Source organism: Bradyrhizobium liaoningense (assembly GCF_018130955.1).
Lineage (GTDB): Bacteria > Pseudomonadota > Alphaproteobacteria > Rhizobiales > Xanthobacteraceae > Bradyrhizobium > Bradyrhizobium liaoningense_C.
Window position 1 is genome coordinate 31,650 of record NZ_JAFCJM010000009.1, and the last position, 17,622, is coordinate 49,271.

Annotated in this window: 16 protein-coding genes; 12 read left to right on the plus strand and 4 right to left on the minus strand. The window is 64.6% G+C overall.

Going from position 1 to position 17,622, the window contains the following annotated elements; all coding sequences use genetic code 11:
- Positions 1–109 precede the first annotated feature (109 nt).
- The 3 genes from JQ632_RS09920 (at position 110) to JQ632_RS09930 (ending at position 3,199) form a co-directional block, all read left to right on the plus strand.
- Positions 110–934, plus strand: a complete 825-nt coding sequence (locus JQ632_RS09920) for a 3-hydroxybutyrate dehydrogenase (protein ID WP_212402126.1) — start codon at positions 110–112, stop codon at positions 932–934.
- A gap of 70 nt (positions 935–1,004) precedes the next feature.
- A complete protein-coding gene (locus JQ632_RS09925) occupies positions 1,005–2,156 on the plus strand; it encodes a patatin-like phospholipase family protein (protein ID WP_212402127.1) in 1,152 nt (383 codons plus the stop codon).
- A 95-nt stretch (positions 2,157–2,251) separates the two neighbouring features.
- On the plus strand, positions 2,252–3,199 hold the full coding sequence (locus tag JQ632_RS09930) for an oxygenase MpaB family protein (RefSeq protein WP_212402263.1): 948 nt from the start codon (positions 2,252–2,254) through the stop codon (positions 3,197–3,199).
- Between the two features lie 6 nt (positions 3,200–3,205).
- Here the strand turns inward: JQ632_RS09930 and glgA are convergent, their stop codons facing one another.
- The gene (gene glgA, locus JQ632_RS09935; RefSeq protein ID WP_212402128.1) at positions 3,206–4,621 is read right to left on the minus strand and encodes a glycogen synthase GlgA; all 1,416 of its coding nucleotides are present in this window, start codon (positions 4,619–4,621) and stop codon (positions 3,206–3,208) included.
- Between the two features lie 178 nt (positions 4,622–4,799).
- On the opposite strand from glgA, the gene JQ632_RS09940 reads away from it, so the two are divergent.
- The 8 genes from JQ632_RS09940 to JQ632_RS09975 all read left to right on the plus strand — a co-directional run bounded on the left by JQ632_RS09940 (position 4,800) and on the right by JQ632_RS09975 (position 13,801).
- Positions 4,800–5,996: a CaiB/BaiF CoA-transferase family protein gene (locus tag JQ632_RS09940; RefSeq protein ID WP_212402129.1), complete on the plus strand. Its 1,197-nt coding sequence runs from the start codon at positions 4,800–4,802 to the stop codon at positions 5,994–5,996.
- Positions 5,997–6,137: 141 nt separating this feature from the next.
- Positions 6,138–7,682, plus strand: coding sequence for an ABC transporter substrate-binding protein (locus JQ632_RS09945; protein ID WP_212402130.1), 1,545 nt, complete (start codon positions 6,138–6,140; stop codon positions 7,680–7,682).
- Between the two features lie 6 nt (positions 7,683–7,688).
- A complete protein-coding gene (locus JQ632_RS09950) occupies positions 7,689–8,639 on the plus strand; it encodes an ABC transporter permease (RefSeq protein WP_212402131.1) in 951 nt (316 codons plus the stop codon).
- On the plus strand, positions 8,626–9,495 hold the full coding sequence (locus tag JQ632_RS09955; protein ID WP_212402132.1) for an ABC transporter permease: 870 nt from the start codon (positions 8,626–8,628) through the stop codon (positions 9,493–9,495). Before JQ632_RS09950 ends, JQ632_RS09955 begins: the two co-directional genes overlap by 14 nt.
- Positions 9,492–10,484, plus strand: coding sequence for an ABC transporter ATP-binding protein (locus JQ632_RS09960; protein ID WP_212402133.1), 993 nt, complete (start codon positions 9,492–9,494; stop codon positions 10,482–10,484). Before JQ632_RS09955 ends, JQ632_RS09960 begins: the two co-directional genes overlap by 4 nt.
- Positions 10,481–11,461 (plus strand): ABC transporter ATP-binding protein, encoded by a 981-nt coding sequence (locus JQ632_RS09965; RefSeq protein ID WP_212402134.1) that lies wholly within the window; start codon positions 10,481–10,483, stop codon positions 11,459–11,461. Before JQ632_RS09960 ends, JQ632_RS09965 begins: the two co-directional genes overlap by 4 nt.
- Before the next feature lie 83 nt (positions 11,462–11,544).
- Entirely contained in the window at positions 11,545–12,612 is a 1,068-nt protein-coding gene (locus tag JQ632_RS09970; RefSeq protein ID WP_212402135.1) for an alcohol dehydrogenase, read from the plus strand.
- A 109-nt stretch (positions 12,613–12,721) separates the two neighbouring features.
- On the plus strand, positions 12,722–13,801 hold the full coding sequence (locus JQ632_RS09975; protein WP_212402136.1) for an isocitrate/isopropylmalate dehydrogenase family protein: 1,080 nt from the start codon (positions 12,722–12,724) through the stop codon (positions 13,799–13,801).
- 21 nt (positions 13,802–13,822) lie between these two features.
- Here the strand turns inward: JQ632_RS09975 and JQ632_RS09980 are convergent, their stop codons facing one another.
- On the minus strand, positions 13,823–14,140 hold the full coding sequence (locus JQ632_RS09980) for an antibiotic biosynthesis monooxygenase (protein WP_212402137.1): 318 nt from the start codon (positions 14,138–14,140) through the stop codon (positions 13,823–13,825).
- A 98-nt stretch (positions 14,141–14,238) separates the two neighbouring features.
- Here JQ632_RS09980 and JQ632_RS09985 point away from each other — a divergent pair, with 98 nt between their 5' ends.
- The gene (locus JQ632_RS09985) at positions 14,239–15,138 is read left to right on the plus strand and encodes a LysR family transcriptional regulator (RefSeq protein ID WP_212402138.1); all 900 of its coding nucleotides are present in this window, start codon (positions 14,239–14,241) and stop codon (positions 15,136–15,138) included.
- Between the two features lie 4 nt (positions 15,139–15,142).
- On the opposite strand, the gene JQ632_RS09990 is transcribed toward JQ632_RS09985, so the two are convergent.
- Positions 15,143–15,958, minus strand: a complete 816-nt coding sequence (locus JQ632_RS09990) for an enoyl-CoA hydratase (RefSeq protein ID WP_212402139.1) — start codon at positions 15,956–15,958, stop codon at positions 15,143–15,145.
- An 87-nt stretch (positions 15,959–16,045) separates the two neighbouring features.
- A complete protein-coding gene (locus JQ632_RS09995; RefSeq protein ID WP_212402140.1) occupies positions 16,046–17,386 on the minus strand; it encodes a murein L,D-transpeptidase in 1,341 nt (446 codons plus the stop codon).
- Positions 17,387–17,622 lie beyond the last annotated feature (236 nt).

Below are 17,622 nucleotides of genomic sequence, written 5' to 3' on the forward strand. Positions count from 1 at the left end.
TATCGTTTCGGAAGCCAGCCGGCATTTCCGTATCTGAAGGCCATCCCTCAGAGTTCGCGAAAGTCAGGGGTCCGGTCGTCAGGCCGCCCGTCGCATCGGAGGATAGGCCATGAACATTCCCGTCAAGCCGCAGACGTCTCAAGCCACTCGCGCCCTCGCCGGCAAGGTCGCGCTGGTCACGGGCTCGACCAGCGGTATCGGGCTCGGCATCGCACGGGCGCTGGCGGCCGCCGGTGCCGACGTGGTGCTGAACGGCCTCGGCGTCGCAGCCGAGATCGGCAAGGTCCGCGAGCAGATCGCAACCGAGTTCGGCGTCAAGGCGAGCTTTTCACCGGCTGACATGACCCGGCCGAACTCGATCGCCGAGATGATCGCGGCGACCGTCGCGCAATCCGGCCGGCTCGACATCCTCGTCAATAATGCCGGCATCCAGCATGTCGCGCCGCTCGAAGCGTTTCCGGTCGAGAAATGGGACCAGATCCTCGCGATCAACCTGTCATCGGCCTTCCACACCACGCGGCTCGCGCTGCCAGCGATGCGCCAGAACGGGTTCGGCCGCATTATCAACATTGCCTCGGCCCATGGTCTAGTTGGATCGCCGTTCAAGGCGGCCTATGTGGCGGCCAAGCACGGCATTGTCGGCCTCACCAAGGTAACGGCGCTGGAGACGGCGGAGGAGGGCATCACCTGCAACGCGATCTGTCCCGGCTATGTCTACACGCCGCTGGTCGAGGCGCAGATCGACGGCCAGGCCAAGGCGCATGGCATTTCCCGTGACCAGGTGATCCGTGACGTGCTGCTCGCACAGCAGCCCAACAAGCGGTTTGCCACCGTCGACGAGCTCGGCGCGCTCACGGTGTTCTTGTCGACGGAGGCGGCGGGCTCGATCACCGGCATCGCGCTGCCCGTCGACGGTGGCTGGACCGCACACTGACATGGGCCGGCGTAACAAATCACGGCGGTTGACGAATATTCGACGAATAGAAGCTCATCAGGAGCAAAACATGAACGGCATCCAGGGCAATACGCAGAGCATCAGGTCAGGAGACCTGCCGGGCCAGGTCGTGCTGGTGCTGCAGGGCGGCGGCGCGCTCGGCTCCTACCAGGCGGGCGTCTACCAGGCGCTGCACGAAGCCGGCATCGAGCCGGACTGGATCATCGGCACCTCGATCGGCGCCATCAATGCAAGCCTGATCGCCGGGAACGAGCCGCAGCACCGGCTCGCGCGCCTGAAAGAGTTTTGGAAGCGGATGGAGCAGAACCCGATCTGGAGTCTGCGCACCGCATTTCCCGGCTTCAACGAAAAGCTCAGCTACTGGTCGACCGTTACGAACGGCATTCCCGGGTTCTTCAGGCCCAATCCGCTGGCGCATGCCGGCGATTCCTTTCCACTGGGCGCCGATCACGCGGGCTTCTACTCCACTGCTCCGCTGGAGAAGACGCTCAACGAGCTCGTCGATTTCAGCCTCGTCAATCGCTGCATGCCGCGGCTCACCGTGGGCGCCGCGCATGTGCGCACCAGCCAGATGCGCTATTTCGACAGTCGCGACGGTGAATTGACGGTGAAGCATGTCATGGCGTCCGGCGCGCTGCCGCCGGCCTTTCCGGCCGTGCGCATCGACGGCGAGCTCTATTGGGACGGCGGCATTCTCTCCAATACGCCGACCGAGGCCGTGTTCGACGACAATCCGCGCAAGAACTCGCTGATCTTCGCCGTGCATCTCTGGAATCCGGTCGGCGCTGAACCGACCACGATGGCGGAGGTGCTGAACCGCCACAAGGACGTGCAGTATTCCAGCCGTATCGCGAGCCAGATCGCACGTCAGCAGCAGGCGCATCGCCTGCGCCACGTCATCAACCAGTTGGCTGCGCGGCTTCCCGAGAGCGAGCGGAGCAATCCGGCGGTGCGCGAATTGATGAGCTATGGCTGCCCGACGCGCATGCATGTGGTGCGGCTGCTCGCCCCACAGCTCGACCGTGAGACCCACACCAAGGACATCGACTTCAGTCCCTCCGGCATCATGCGGCGCTGGGACGCCGGCTATACCCACACGAAATCTGTCCTTGAGCGAAAACCATGGATCGGCGAGTTCGATCCGCTCTCGGGCGTGGTTCTGCACGAGCACATGGAAGAGATGCCGATGGCGGCGGAGTAACCCGTCACGGCGGCTTGCGCTCTTCGCAATGACGACTTCGCGGGATCGCGGGACTGGGCTATGTTGCGGCTTTTCCGGCGTCGAAAGGCTTGCAATTGGTCTCCGCGAAGGATTTGGAAACGACGCTTGATTTTGTCAGGGCTGAAGCCGATGGATCCGCCGAAGGCATTTTCGGCCCGGCGTCCCTGACCTGGCGGATTGATCGGGAGGCCATCGTTTTTTTGGGCGCCGGCCGCGCCTTGCTGCTCCAGCTCGCGCACCCCTGGGTCGCCGCCGCGATTGCCGAACACTCCCGGACGTTTGCGGATCCGATCGGCCGCTTCCATCGGACGTTCGACATTGTGTTTTCCATGGTGTTCGGCTCGCTCGACAAGGCGCTCGCTTCAGCTCGTCAGCTTCACCGGCGTCATACGATGATTGTCGGCCGCATGCCCGAAACCGTCGGTCCCTTCGCTGCGGGCTCGAGATATTGCGCCAACGACGTCGCAGCGCTGCGCTGGGTTCATGCAACGCTCGTCGAGACTGCTCTCATCGTGCACGATCTGGTCCTGCCGCCGTTCTCGGTCGAAGAACGCGAGCAGTATTGGGCGGAGAGCCGGCTCTTTGGCAGCTTGTTCGGGTTGACGCCGGAGGATCTGCCCGCCGACTGGGCCTCCTTTGCGGCCTACAACGAGGCGATGGCCCGGTCGGATACGCTCTCCGTCAGCACGGCGGCACGCGACGTCGCCACGCAAATCTTGAGCGGTGGACGTCCGTGGCTGCGGCCGCCGCGATGGTATCGGGCCCAGACGGCGCGAATGTTGCCGGAACGACTGCGCGCGGGCTTTGGCTTCGCCTTCGACGAGCAGGACTACAGGGCTGCGGATAGCGCACTGAAGTGGATACGACGCGTGTATCCCCGACTGCCCGATCGCCTGCGTTATGTCGGTCCCTATCAGGAAGCCCAGGCGCGACTGGAGGGCAGGTCGCAGCCCGACTGGATGACCCGATGTCTCAACAGGGCCTGGATCGGACGGCCGCTCATGGACGACCGAAACACGTGAAGGGCATCAGGCCGACGCGATCTTGCGGTACAGCGCATTGTAGCAGGCGGCCGAAATCTCCCAGCTGAAGGAGCGCGACATCGCGCTGCGGCGCATGGAGTCGAGCCGGTCCTGCGCGATGAAGGTCGAGAATGCGCGGCGGATGCCGCCGAGCAGCGAGTCCCGCGACGGCTGGGTGAACAGGAAGCCGGTCTCGCCATCGGTGATGGTCTCGGCCAGTCCGCCGGTCTGATGGCCGATCGGCAGCGAGCCGAACCGCTGCGCATACATCTGGCTCAAACCGCACGGCTCGAAGCGTGACGGCATCAGCGTGAAATCGCTGCCGGCGAAGATGCGCCGCGCCTGGGCTTCGTTGAAGCCGATCGCAACGCCGATGGCGTCCGGGCGCCTGCGGTGCGCGTCGATCAGCGCCTGCTCCAGTGCCGGCTCGCCGGAGCCGGTGACCACGATCTGCCCGCCAGCGTCCAGAATTTCGTCGGCAGCCGACAGGACAAGATCGATGCCCTTTTGATGCACGAGCCGGGCGACGATGCCGAACATCGGCCCGCGCGACACTGCGAGCCCGAATTGTTTGCGTACATAATCGGCGTTCGCGCGCTTGCCGGCCCAGTCGCCGGCGCCAAACTGTTGTGCGAGCTGCGCGCAAGAGCGCGGATCCCAGCTCTCGTCGATGCCGTTCAAGATCCCGGTGAGCTCCGCCGCATCGGAGCGCATGCGCAAGAGGCCTTCGAGGCCGCAGCCGAATTCGGCCGTGGTGATCTCGCGTGCATAGGTGCCGCTGACGGTGGTGAGGTGCGAGGCATAGACCAGCCCCGCCTTGAGGAAGGAGAGCTGGTCGTAGAACTCGATGCCGTCGATGTGGAACGAGCTCTCCGGTGCGCCGATCCGCCGCAGCGACTCCTTCGGGAAGAGACCCTGATAGGCGAGATTATGGATGGTCAGGATCGACGGCAGTTTTGTTCCGCGCCAGGCGAGATAGGCCGGCACGAGCGAGGCCTGCCAGTCATTGGCATGGATCAGGTCTGCTGCCCAATTCTTGTCCAGGCTGCCCGCGGCGAGCTCAGCAGCCGCCAAGGCAAAGCGCCCGAAGCGGATGTCGTTGTCGGGCCAGTCGCGCCCGGACTCGTCGCCATAGGGGTTGCCTGGGCGATCGTAGAGCTGCGAGCACAACAGCACATAGACCGGCAGCCCGTCACGCGTTGCGGCCCGGCCGAGCGTGCAGGCCGGCATCTCCGCGAATGCCGGACAACGACCAACGATCTGAAGATGCGTCAGTTGTTCGATGATGTCGCGATAGCCGGGCAGCATGATCCGGATATCGGCGAAGGGGCGCAGCGCGCGGGGGAGCGCAGCGGAAACGGCGCCCAGTCCGCCCACGCGGACAAAGTCGTCCAACTCCGTCGTGACAAACAAGACCCTCAAGAACAGCCGCCCTCTGCCGAGCCCGTTTGCTGCTATGCAAGATCGGGTCCAGTTCCTTATGACTTCAGAGACGGGCGACCGGCGGCTGCCTTACAGGTAGAGGCTTTCCTGCCGGTCTTCCGCAAACTAGGGTCCGGACACCAACCGAGGCGTAACGCGGGTCCGGGGAACGACAAGGATGAAGCTAGCAGATAAGCATGAGGGCGCGACGACAAAGGCCTTTGCCGGCCTGCGTGTGCTGGATTTTTCGACCACCATCGCCGGCCCCCATTGTTCGCGGATGCTCGCCGACATGGGCGCGGAGGTGATCAAGATCGAGACCGACGGCGGCGAGACCATGCGGACCAGGCCGCCGCTCCGCGACGGCTGCAGCACCGTGTTCGGCCAGCTCAATGTCGGCAAGAAGAGCATGGTGCTCGACTTGAAATCCGACGCCGGCAAGGAGGCCATTCGCCGGCTGGTCGCGACTTCGGATATCCTGGTCGAGAACTTCCGCCCCGGTGTGATGCACCGGTTGCGGCTCGACTACGATACGCTGCGGCCGCTCAATCCCAGGCTGATCTATTGCTCGATCTCCGGCTACGGCCAGACCGGCCCGTCGGCGGAACTGCCGGCCTACGCGCCGGTGATCCACGCGGCCTCCGGCTATGACATGGCGCATCTCGCCCATCAGCCCGGCCGCAACCGCCCGGACTTTTGCGGCATCTACCACGCCGACGTCGTCACCGGCACCTATGGCTTTGGCGCGATTGCATCAGCGCTCTATCAGCGTTCCGTCACCGGCCTCGGCCAGCACATCGACGTCTCCATGCTGGAGTCGATGCTGACGCTGACGGTGGTCGAGTTGCAGACGGCCCAGTTCGAGGTGGCGCCGCCGCCGCGGCCGATGTTCGGTCCGACCGAGACGGCGGGCGGCTACGTCATGATCACCATCTCCAGCGAGAAGAGCTTTCAGAACCTGATGAAGGCGATCAAGCGCCCCGAATGGATCTCCGATCCGCGTTTCGTCACCTATGGCGTGCGGCGCGCAAACTGGGGCGACATGATGGACGGGGTTGAAGCCTGGTCGCGTCCCCTGACGACCAAGGCATGTCTGGCCGCGCTCGACGCCGAGGGCGTGCCGGCGTCGGCTTACCGCACCGTCGCCGAAGCATTGGCCGATCCGCAATTGACGCATCGCCAGGCGCTGACCGACGTTACGGACGACGGCGGCACGTTCCAGGTGCTGAACCTGCCGTTCCGGATGTCGGGCGCCGATGTGAGCGCTGGCAACCAAATGTCCGGGCTCGGCGAGCACACGCAGGAGCTTTTGCAGGAGGCAGGCCTCGCCGACGACTCGTCGAAGGGGACAGCGAGCAAGGTCGCCTCGAGCTAGGTTTATTCCGCATGGCGGACGAGACTTGCCGCGATTCATCTCGCGCGCGTGTTCCTCTTGCCGTCGCCGGTGAATCTCGCCAATCTCGCCTCACGTCACGAGCGATCCGAAACATCGGACGAGAAATCTTGGGAGGACACCATGACGAACGCGGCTGCCGCAGCGCGCGGGCTTGCGCCGATTTTCCTTGTGACGGCATTTGCGCTCGGGGCGCTGGTCCAGCCCGCGCAAGCCCAGAAGTCGGGCGGCAGCATCACCGTCGGCCAGGAACTGGATATTCCCGGCTTCGATCCGCTCAAGGTCGGCGTCTACGATACCTCGGCCAACACCGCCGCCGCCGCGATCTTCGACACGCTCGTCGCGCTCGATGAGAAGGGCGAGCTGAAACCAAAGCTCGCGCTGTCGTGGACGCATTCCGACGACTTCAAGACCTGGACCTTCAAGCTGCGGCCCGGCGTCAAATTCCACGACGGCACGCCGTTCAATGCGCAGGCGGCGAAGGAAAATTTCGACCGCCAGAAGGATCCCGCCAACAAGTGCCGCTGCGCCTTCTACATCTCCACCATGATCAGCGCGCAGGCAGTCGACGATCTCACGGTCGTCTATAATTTTAGCGCGCCGTCGGTGAACTACCCGGCCACGACGACCATCCAGAGCTCCAACAACGTCATGCACTCGCCGACGGCGTGGAAGACCAAGGGCGACGACTATAACCGCAACCCCGTCGGCACCGGCCCCTACATCCTGAAATCCTGGGCCGCGGGCGACCGCATGGTTCTGGAAAAGAATCCGGATTATTGGGACAAGGGCAAACCCTATCTCGACCGCATCACCCTGAAGCCGCTGCCGGATGCGCAGTCGCGCTTCGCCTCCCTGCAATCGGGCGAGGCCGACGTCATCTGGGACGACGAATATGACGCCGACAATATCCAGAAGGCGCAGAAGGATTCAAAATTATTCGTGAACGCCTATACGGGGTCCGGCGCGCAGGTCTACGCCTTCAACACCAAGGCGGCACCCTTCGACGACGTGCGCGTGCGCCAGGCGCTGGTGATGGCGCTCGACCGCAAGAAGATGTCGCAGGCAATCACCAACGGTCTCGCGAAGCCCGCGAGCAACCCCTATGGCAGCGGCTCATGGGTCCAGTGCAAGGATGACGGTGCGTTGCCGGAGGACGCCGAGAAGGCGAAGGCGCTGCTCAAGGATTACGGCAAGCCGGTCGAGTTCAAGATGATCGTCACCGCGACGCCGCGCGGACGCGTGATCGGTCAGGTGCTCCAGCAGTTCTGGAAGCGGGTCGGCGCCAACATGGAGATCGAGCAGATCGATCAGGCCACCGTCGTGCCGCGCGCCTTCATGCGCCAGTTCCAGTTGACGCCGTGGCGCATCGTCGATCTCGCCGATCCCGATCCGCAGATGTACGCCAACTTCAAGTCCGGCAGCCCGGTCGCGCTCGCCAACTTCTCCGACCCCGAGCTCGATCGCCTTCTCGAACACTCGCGCTCGACCGCCGATATCGACAAGCGCACCGAGGATTACTGCGCGATCAGCCGCCTAATCAACAAGGAAGCGATCTGGTTCTGGACCTTCCAGAACACCTACTATTCGATCTCGTCGGCCAAGGTGAAGGGCGTTCCGAAGATGTACAACGGCGTGCTGGATGTCTCGAACGCCTGGCTGGACTAGGCGGCGATGCTCAACTTCATCGTTCGGCGGCTCATCTATCTCGTGCCGGTGTTGCTCGCCGTCTCGCTGCTGACGTTCCTGATCGCCTCGCTGCTGCCGGGCGATCTCGCCTACGTCATCCTGGGGGACCAGGCGACGCCTGAGAAGGTTGCGGCGCTTCGTCACGATATGGGGCTCGACCAACCCATGTGGTGGCGTTACCTGAGCTGGGTCGGTCAGGTCTTGCAGGGCGATCTCGGCCGCTCCTTCCGCACCGGGCAGACGGTGCTGCAGGCGGTCGCCGAACGCATTCCGGTTTCGATCGAGCTGATGCTGCTCGCCGAGATCATCGGGCTCGTGATCGGTGTGCCGCTCGCGATCGCCTGCGCGGCCCGCGCCGGCAGCGCGTTCGACCGCTTCATGACCGGCGGCGCCTTTGCCATGCTGTCGGTGCCGTCCTTCCTCTCGGCGATCCTGCTGATCTATCTGTTCGCGGTCGAGCTGCGCTGGCTGCCGGCCACGGGCTACGTGCCGTTGACCGAAGACCCCATCGCAAACCTGCGCTTCTTCGTGCTGCCCGCGCTCACGCTGGCGCTCGCGGAATGGCCGGGCATCATGCGGGTGCTGCGCTCCGACATGATCGCGACCTTGCAGGAGGACTACATCTCGCTGGCGAAGGCCAAGGGGCTGAAGCCTTCGCGCATCTTGTTCGTGCACGCGCTAAAACCGTCGTCGCTGACGCTGGTCACCATCACCGGCATCAATATCGGCCGCCTGATCGGCGGCGCGCTGATCGTGGAATCGATCTTCGCGCTGCCGGGCATCGGCCGGCTTCTGGTCGGAGCGATCTACACCCGTGACCTCATCATCCTCCAGGGCGTGGTGCTGCTGGTCGCCTCCGGCTTCGTGATCATGAACTTCATCGTCGACATGCTCTATGCGGTCCTCGATCCCAGGATTCGCCATGGCCACGCTTGAACTCTCGCTGCCTGAAGAGGTCGAACAGCCGGTGCGGCGCAAGCGCGGGCTCGGACTTCTGTTCTGGTTCGCCATCTCCTGGATCGTGATCATCTTCGCGGTGGCGATCCTCGCGCCGGTCTTGCCGCTGCAAAACCCGGTCGACATGGACATGCTGGAGCGTCGCGCCTGGATCTCGACCGAGCATTGGCTCGGCACCGACGGGCTCGGCCGCGACGAGCTGGCGCGCCTGATCTGGGGTGCGCGGGTGTCGTTGACCGTCGGCCTGTGCGCCCCGTTGATCGGCCTGATCGTCGGCGGCGCGCTCGGCCTGCTCGCCGGCTATTTCCGCGGCCGCTTCGAGACGCTTGTGGTCGGCAGCATGGACGTGCTGCTCGCCTTTCCGCCGCTGATTTTTGCGCTCGCCGTGGTCGCCTATCTCGGCCAGTCCATCCCGAATCTCACGTTCATTCTCGGCTTCCTCGGCATCCCCGCCTTCATGCGGGTGTCGCGCGCGGCGACGCTGACGCTGGCGCGGCGGGAATTCGTCATTGCGGCCGAGGCGCTCGGCGCCACGCATGCGCGCATCCTGCTGCGCGAGCTGTTGCCGAATGTGTTCCTGCCGCTGTTCGCCTTCTTCCTGCTCGGTGTCGCCGTCACCATCGTGGCCGAGGGCTCGCTGTCGTTCCTCGGATTAGGCGTGCCGCCGCCGATGGCGAGCTGGGGCAGCATGATCGGGGAGGGGCGCGAGAGCCTCGAGATGGCGCCAAGGCTCGCCTTCCTGCCGGCCTTCGCGATGTTCGTCACCGTGCTGGCCTTCAACCTGGTCGGCGACACGCTGCGGGCGCTCACCGACCCGCGTCAGGGGGCACTGTGAACGGGGCCCTGCTGTCCATCCAGGACGTCGCGGTCGAGCTGCCGACGCCGCGCGGCAATCTTCGCGCTGTCGATCATGTCGACCTCACCCTGGAGGCTGGGCGCACGCTCGGTGTCGTCGGCGAGTCCGGTTGCGGCAAGACCATGCTGTCGCGCGCCATCCTCCAGTTGCTGCCGAAGAAGGCCAAGCTCACGGGACGCGTGATGTTCGACGGCCGGGATCTGGCGCGGCTCGACCCCGAGAGCCTGCGCGAGCTGCGCGGGCGCGACCTTGCGGTCGTGTTCCAGGACCCGATGACCTCGCTCAACCCCGTGCTGACGATCGGCACGCAGTTGATGGAGACGATCCAGGAACATCTCGAACTCGATGCGCCGGCCGCGAAGAGGCGCAGCATCGACCTGCTCACCGCGGTAGGCATCCCCGCGCCCGAGCAGCGGCTCGCGCAATATCCGCATCAATGTTCCGGCGGCATGCGCCAGCGCATCGCGATCGCGATCGCGATGTCCTGCGAGCCAAAACTCCTGATCGCTGACGAGCCGACCACGGCGCTCGACGTGACGATCCAGGCGCAGATCCTCGATCTCCTGGCGCGCGAGCAGCGCCGCCGCCACATGGCGATGATTTTGATCACCCACGATCTCGGCGTGGTCGCCGGGCGTACCGACGAGGTCGCGGTGATGTATGCGGGGCGCGTGGTGGAGCGCGCGCCGACACCGACCCTCTTCAAGCGGATGCACATGCCCTACACGGAAGCGTTGCTGGCGGCGATCCCCAAACTCGAGACCGCGCCGCATACACCGCTGCCGGCGATCTCCGGCCGTCCGCCGGATCCGACGCGGCCGCTGCCGGGTTGCGCGTTCGCCCCGCGCTGCCGCTATGCCGCCGGTCGCTGCCACCAGGCCAAGCCTGATCTCTCCGCCGCCGAGACCGCAGGACATTTCTACGCCTGCTTCCATCCGATCCAGATGGCCGAGGACGTCGGCGCATGATGCAGGTCGCTGCTCGCAACCCCTCCGACGAGCCGCTGTTGAAGGTGGATGATCTCGTCGTCGAATACGGCCTCGGCAACAGGACCGTCCACGCCGTGTCCGGCGTCAGCCTCGAGGTCGCGCGCGGCGAGACGCTGGGCCTGGTCGGCGAGTCCGGCTGCGGCAAGTCGACGCTTGGCCGCGCCGTGCTGCAATTGCGGCGCCCCAAATCCGGCAGCGTGCTTTTCGACGGCCACGATCTTACGGCGATGCAGGGCGAGACCCTGCGCAGGATGCGGCAGCGCGTGCAGCTCATCTTCCAGGATCCGATCGCCTCGCTCAATCCGCGCCGGCGCATCGGCGACATCGTTGCCGAGCCCCTGATCATCGCCGGCGTCAAGGACCCCGAAAAGCGCAAGCAGATCGTCTGGGAGGTGCTGAGCGCGGTCGGCCTCGATCCGGATCTCGTGGCCGGGCGACTGCCGCACGAATTCTCCGGCGGCCAGTGCCAGCGCATCTGCATTGCGCGCGCGCTGGTGCTCAATCCCGAATTCATCGTCTGCGACGAGCCGGTCTCGGCGCTCGACGTCTCCATCCGCGCGCAGATCCTCAACCTCCTGGAGGAGATGAAGACGCGGTTCGGCCTGACGCTGCTGTTCATCGCGCATGATCTTGCGGTGGTCAAAGCCGTCAGCGACCGCGTCGCGGTGATGTATCTCGGGCGGCTCTGCGAGGTCGGTCCATCCGAGCAATTATTCGCAAAGCCCGCGCATCCCTACACCGCGCTGCTGCTCGAGGCGATCCCGGTCCCCGATCCCGACGTGCGGCCCGCGGAGAGTGTGGCGACCGGTGAGCCGCCATCGCCGATTGCGCCGCCGTCGGGCTGCCGTTTCCGCACCCGCTGCCCGCGCGCCGACCAGCGTTGCAGCGCGGAGATGCCTGAATTGCGCAGCGTCGCGCCCGGCCAGCTCGTCGCTTGCCATCATCCGCTGATCTAAATTATGACAAGGCCGAATTTGTCTCGCCTCGCCCGGCATGGCATGCTGGCTGATTATAACAAGAAGCATGCGGGAGAACGCTCATGAAGAGTTTCAAGGTCGCCGATTTCAAGGCGCCGCTGCAGGAGTTCGATGAGGCCACGCCGCAGCCGTCGGGCACGCAGGTGCTCATCAAGGTCAAGGCGGCCGGCGTCTGCCATAGCGACCTCCACATCTGGGAAGGCGGCTACGATCTCGGCCACGGCCGCAAGCCGCTGTCGCTCGGGGATCGCGGCATCGCCCTGCCGCTGACCATGGGCCACGAGACGGTCGGCGAAGTCCTCGCCTTCGGACCCGACGTCAAGCCGTCCGACCTGGGCGACCTCAGGCTCGGCGATGTCGGCCTCGTCTATCCCTGGATCGGCTGCGGCAAATGCGAGACCTGCCGCGGCGGCGACGAGAACATGTGCCTGACCCCGCGTTCGCTCGGCGTCTATTGCGACGGCGGCTATGCCGACCACATGCTGGTGCCGCATCCGCGTTATCTGCTCAACCTGAAGGGTCTCGATCCCGCGACCACCGCGCCCTATGCCTGCTCGGGAGTCACGACTTACAGCGCACTGAAGAAGGTCGAGCAGCACTTCAATACGCCGATCGTGATCTTTGGCGCCGGCGGTCTCGGGCTGATGGCGCTCTCGCTGTTGAAAGCGATGGGCGGCAAGGGCGCCATCGTTGTCGACATCGATTCCCGCAAGCGCGAAGCGGCGGAGAAGGCGGGCGCGCTCGCCACCGTCGACGGCAAGGCGCCGGATGCGCTGGAGCAGCTCGCGAAGAAGGCGGGCGGCCCGATCCGCGCCGTGATCGACCTCGTCGGCAATCCCGCGACCACGCAGCTCGGCTTCGACTGCCTGACCAAGGGCGGCAAGCTCGTCATCGTCGGCCTGTTCGGCGGCGGCGCAACCTGGGCGCTGCCGCTGATTCCGATCAAGGCGGTCACCATTCAGGGCAGCTATGTCGGCAATCTGCGCGAGACGCAGGAGCTGCTCGATCTCGTCCGCACCAAGAACATCCCGCCGATCCCCGTCACGCCGCTGCCGCTCAGCAAGGCCAACGACGCGCTGCTGGAGTTGCAGAAGGGCGCGGTGGTTGGGCGGTCGGTGCTGGTGCCGTAGTACATTCTGTCATTCCGGGGCGATGCGACGCATCGAACCCGGAATCTCGAGATTCCGGGTTCGGCACTTCGTGCCGCCCCGGAAAGACGTATCCCTGATTGGAGACTTCATGTCCGCAAACAACGCCTTCCACATTGCCGTTCTCGCCGGTGACGGCATCGGTCCCGAGGTCATGGCGCCGGCGCTGGAGGTGCTGCGCAAGATCGAAACGAAATCGGGCCTCAGCTTCCGCTTCACCGAGGCGCCGGCCGGCGCCAACAATTATCTTGCGACCGGAAAATCGATGCCGGACTCGACGATCAAGCTGTGCGAAGAGGCGGACGCGATCCTGCTCGGGGCCTGCGGCCTGCCGTCGGTGCGCTACCCCGACAACACCGAAATCGCGCCGCAGATCGAGCTGCGCTTCATCTTCGATCTCTATGCCGGCGTGCGGCCCGCGCGATTGATTCCGGGCGTGCCCAGCCCGATCGTCGGCGCCGATCAGCGCGGCATCGACATGGTCGTGATCAGGGAATCCACCGAAGGCCTGTTCGCCTCGATGGGCAAGGGCGTCGTCACGCATGAGGACGCGCGCGAGACGATGGTGATCACGAGAAAGACCTCCGAGCGCCTGTTCGAGTTCTCGTTCCGTCTCGCCGAGCGGCGCAAGGCGCGCGGCAAGCCCGGCGCACTTGCCTGCGTCGACAAGGCGAATGTGTTCAAGGCCTTTGCTTTCTTCCGCGGCATCTTTGACGAGATCGCCAAGCGCCATCCGGAGGTGAAGACTGATCGGCTCTATGTCGATGCCTGCTCGGCGATGCTGGTCAAGCGCCCCTGGGACTTTGACGTGATGGTGATGGAGAACATGTTCGGCGACATTGTCTCCGACATTACCGCGAGCCTGATCGGCGGCCTCGGCATGGCGCCGTCGGCCGACATCGGCGACAAATACGCCGTGTTCCAGCCCTGCCACGGCACTGCGCCCGACATCATGGGGCAGGGCAAGGCCAATCCCACCGGCATGATTTTGTCGGCCGCGATGATGCTGGACTGGCTCGCCGACAAGCACGGCCTCGAGAGCGCGGCGGAAGCGGGCGAACAGATCGAGCGGGCGGTCGATCAGGTCTATGCCGACGGCCTCAAGCCGATGGAATTTGGCGGCAAGAATGGTACAGCTGACATTACAAAAGCTGTGCTCGGGGCGCTCTGATCTGGCGCGTTGATCGCGGGCTCAAACGCCGCGGATTGCCTTTGCAGTCCACATGCGCTCCCGTATGACGCTGCAAATCTGGAATTTGAACTCGCTGAAGAAGGCCTCGATTCCACGCCTCTTTGCCTTGCCGTGCTCGGGATCGATCCGCCATTGGTGGAGCGCTTCCTCGGTTTCGAATTCGACGATCGTCACGCGCTCTCCATCGTCGGCGACAAAACCCTTGTGCGAGATGTAACCGGGTATTGTTCGCGCCAGTTCGCTCATGCACTTGGCCATCGGCCCATATTCATCCTGCACGCCGGGATTAAGTCGCGTGCGGAATACGGTGACGATCATCGGATGCGCTCCTGTGTGAGACTGCCGTGATCTTTACCGAAGGCTTATCATCATGTATAATGAATAATTATGATCGACTTGATCACGTTGAGAGATATATGGATCTGTCGGGCCTGCGGATATTCGTTGCTGTGGTGCGCGAAGGCGGCGTGACCCGGGCCGCCGAGCGGCTGCACCGCGTTCAGTCCAATGTCACAACCCGCATCCGGCAGCTGGAAGAGGATCTCGGCGTAGCCCTGTTCATTCGAGAGGGTAAACGTCTTCATCTGACCCCCCAGGGGCAGGTGCTGTTTGGTTACGCCAATCGGTTGCTCGCGCTTGCGGATGAAGCACGCGATGCCCTGCAAGATGCAAGGCCCCGCGGTACATTCCGCCTCGGTGCCATGGAGAGTACGGCGGCTGTCAGGCTGCCGGGACTGCTCAGCCAATACCACCGGCGCCATCCAGAGGTGGTTCTGGAGCTTCGCACCGGCAATCCGCAGGTTCTGGCGAGCGCCATTCTCGCCGGCGATCTCGATGCGGCGCTGGTTGCCGAACCGATCGTCGACGAGCCATTCGAGAAGGCGCCAGCCTTCGAGGAAGAGTTGGTGATCATTGCGGCCGCCAATCATCCGCCGATCGGCAAGAATGGCAGCAAGCTGCCACGTACCATCATCGTCTTCGAACACGGATGCCCGCATCGCAAGCGGCTTGAAGACTGGTACGCAAAGCGAAACGAAATGCCGGAGCGCATGATCGAACTCGCATCATATCACGCCATGCTGGGTTGCGTCGTTGCCGGCATGGGCGTGGCCCTGATTCCAAAGAGCGTTCTGACCACTTTTCCAAACAGAAGGCTTTTGAGCGTCCACGCGCTGGGAAGAACAGAAAACCGGGCGTGGACTGCGCTCATCTGGCGCAAAGGTGCGGGCTCCGCCAACATCCAGGCCTTGAGGGAGATCTTGCAGAGCCCTCGGTTCGCAAGTCCCAAGCAAACGCAGACCGCCGGGGCTGCCTGAGGCGCTACTTCCCCGAAAATTGCGGCTTGCGCTTTTCCATGAACGTCTGCCGCCCCTCGCGAAAGTCTTCGCTGTCCATGCAGGCCGTGCCGATCGCCTTGATCGCGTCCATGTCGCGCTGGCTCTCGTCTTTCAGCACCTGCGCAATGGTGATCTTTGCCGCCTTGATCGCCAGCGGCGCGTTCTCCGAGACCGTGTGCGCGATCTCCATGACAGCGCCCCAGAGCTCGTCGTCCGGAATGACGCGCTCGACGAGCCCGATCCGTAAGGCCTCCGCCGCATCGATGCGCATGCCCGTGTACATCAACAGTCGCGCCCAGGACGGCCCGACCAGCGAGACCAGATGGCGCGGCCCGTCATAGCCATAGGCGATGCCGAGCCTTGCGGCGGGAATGCCGAACTGGCTGCTTGCGGATGCAATGCGAATGTCTGACAGCATCGCCACCTGCATGCCGCCGCCGAGGCAAAAACCCTGGATGCAGGCAATCGTCGGCTTCGGGTAGCCGGCGAGCAGCGCGCGCTGGGCTTCGCTGCGTTTCGCATACTCTTCTGACGCGGCTGCGTTGTGGCGGGTCTTCTCGAACTGGCTGATGTCGGCGCCCGAGACGAAGGCCTTGCCGCCGGCGCCGCGCAGCACGACCACGCGCACCGCATCGTCGTCGCGCAACTCGGTCAGCGCCTGACCAAACCCCTCCCACATCTCCAGCGACATCGCGTTGCGCTTGTCGGGATTGTTGAAGGTGACCACGCCGACGCCGTCGGAGATGTTTTTGAGAATCTTGCCGTCGGCGAATGAAATCTCATTGGCAACATCTGACATCGCGCACCTCGTGGGCACTGTGCGGCCGCCGTGGAGCCGAGGTCAACCGCGGCGGGGCGGGGAGCTCAGTGCCACAATTGCATGGCGTTATTGCACCATGTGCGCGGACAGCGGATGGTTGGCTGCGTTGCTGAAGAAGGCGGCCTCTTCCGCGGTCGCCTCCAGCAACTGCTCGTCCTGGTTATAGGCGTCGTTGCGGAACTGCACCGTCTGGTCCTTGGTCATCCAGGCCGTGAGATAGATCCAGGCGACCGGTACTTTCTTGCTGACGCGGACCTCCTGGTGCTGGCCGCCGGCGATCGCGGCATCGATCGCGGCGCGGCTCCATTGCGGCTGGTCCTTCAGCAGCCAGGCCGCGAGATCGCGCACATTGTCGACGCGCGAACAGCCGTGGGAGTCGAAGCGGTAATCGTTACTGAACAGGTTGCGCTGGTTGGTGTCGTGCATGTAGACCGAGTAGGAGTTCGGCATGTCGATCTTGACCGCGCCGAGCGCGTTCCAGGTGCCGTTCTGCTGGCGCACCGTGAAGTTCGGCGTATGCGTGCCGGACCAGTCGACCGAATGCGGATCGATCGGCCTGTCATGGGCGTCGAGAACCTCCATGTGCATCCGCGACAGGTAGCTCGGGTCCTTGCGCATGTGCGCGGAGATCTCGGCCTTGGCGATCGAGGCAGGCACGGTCCAGGTCGGATTGAGGACGACACTGGTGATGTCGGCGGTCAGCGTCGGCGACGGTTTTTCGGTCTTGCCGACGATGACGCGATAGCGCCGCACCACGACGTCGTTCTCGATCGCCTCGGCAAAGGTCGCGGGGATGTTGACAACGACATAGCGCTGGCCGAACGCGAAGTTCATGTGCTGGAGCCGCTCCAGCGACGCCTCGAGCTGGCGGATGCGCTTGTGCACGGAGACGTTCATCTCCGCGATCGTCCGCGGCGTCATCGTGCCCGTTGCCGCGAGGCCGTGGCGGGCCTGGAAGCGCTTCACGGCATCGACGAGGTTCTGGTTGAAGCCGCCGCTTCCCTTGTCGTGGGTGAGGTCGCCGGACATGATCAGCCGCTGGCGCAGCAATTCGTCATGGGCTCCCTGCGTGCCGAGCGCGAATTTTGCATCGGTCGGAATCGTCGGCCAGCCGCCGCGCACCGCGAGATCGGCATAGCTGAGCGCTGCGTCCCGGATGCGCTGCGCCGAGCCTTCGTCGAAGGTCGGCTCGTGCGACAACGCGAGTGCGGCGGCCGAGCGGGATTCCGGGGTCGATGCAGGCGTGGATGCGGCTTTGGGCGGCGCCGGATGCGCCGGCGTTGCGCCCTGCGCCGCCGTGGCCGGCTTGGTGCCGGCCTGTCCCGTGGTCTGGCTTTCGGTATCGGCAAGGGCCGGGCCGCTTGCGAACAGGCCGACGGCAACGATGACGGCGTGGCGCATCAACATGGTTCTGGTCTTCCCCTTGAGGACGAGGCCCGGACGGGCGCTCGCATGAAATGGATGGTGGCCGCGACTGCGTCGGCAGACGATTCGGCAAAAGCCGAGGCGAAGCTAGGCGACCGGGGTTGCGGTCCGATTAAGCCGAACAGACGGGAGCACCCGCACGACCCGGTGAAGGCGCTCTCGATTGGGTCGCGCAAGGGGTTGGAACGGTTCGCGAAAAACGCGCCCGGTCAGCAAAG

Bases quoted from the DNA above. Each gene is read 5' to 3' on its own strand.
- JQ632_RS09990 (WP_212402139.1), bottom strand. From the start codon at position 15,958: ATGTCAGATGTTGCCAATGAGATTTCATTCGCCGACGGCAAGATTCTC.
- JQ632_RS09995 (WP_212402140.1), bottom strand. From the start codon at position 17,386: ATGTTGATGCGCCACGCCGTCATCGTTGCCGTCGGCCTGTTCGCAAGC.
- JQ632_RS09955 (WP_212402132.1), top strand. From the start codon at position 8,626: ATGGCCACGCTTGAACTCTCGCTGCCTGAAGAGGTCGAACAGCCGGTG.
- JQ632_RS09940 (WP_212402129.1), top strand. From the start codon at position 4,800: ATGAAGCTAGCAGATAAGCATGAGGGCGCGACGACAAAGGCCTTTGCC.
- JQ632_RS09970 (WP_212402135.1), top strand. From the start codon at position 11,545: ATGAAGAGTTTCAAGGTCGCCGATTTCAAGGCGCCGCTGCAGGAGTTC.
- JQ632_RS09985 (WP_212402138.1), top strand. From the start codon at position 14,239: ATGGATCTGTCGGGCCTGCGGATATTCGTTGCTGTGGTGCGCGAAGGC.
- JQ632_RS09920 (WP_212402126.1), top strand. From the start codon at position 110: ATGAACATTCCCGTCAAGCCGCAGACGTCTCAAGCCACTCGCGCCCTC.
- JQ632_RS09965 (WP_212402134.1), top strand. From the start codon at position 10,481: ATGATGCAGGTCGCTGCTCGCAACCCCTCCGACGAGCCGCTGTTGAAG.
- JQ632_RS09945 (WP_212402130.1), top strand. From the start codon at position 6,138: ATGACGAACGCGGCTGCCGCAGCGCGCGGGCTTGCGCCGATTTTCCTT.
- JQ632_RS09980 (WP_212402137.1), bottom strand. From the start codon at position 14,140: ATGATCGTCACCGTATTCCGCACGCGACTTAATCCCGGCGTGCAGGAT.
- JQ632_RS09925 (WP_212402127.1), top strand. From the start codon at position 1,005: ATGAACGGCATCCAGGGCAATACGCAGAGCATCAGGTCAGGAGACCTG.
- JQ632_RS09975 (WP_212402136.1), top strand. From the start codon at position 12,722: ATGTCCGCAAACAACGCCTTCCACATTGCCGTTCTCGCCGGTGACGGC.
- JQ632_RS09950 (WP_212402131.1), top strand. From the start codon at position 7,689: ATGCTCAACTTCATCGTTCGGCGGCTCATCTATCTCGTGCCGGTGTTG.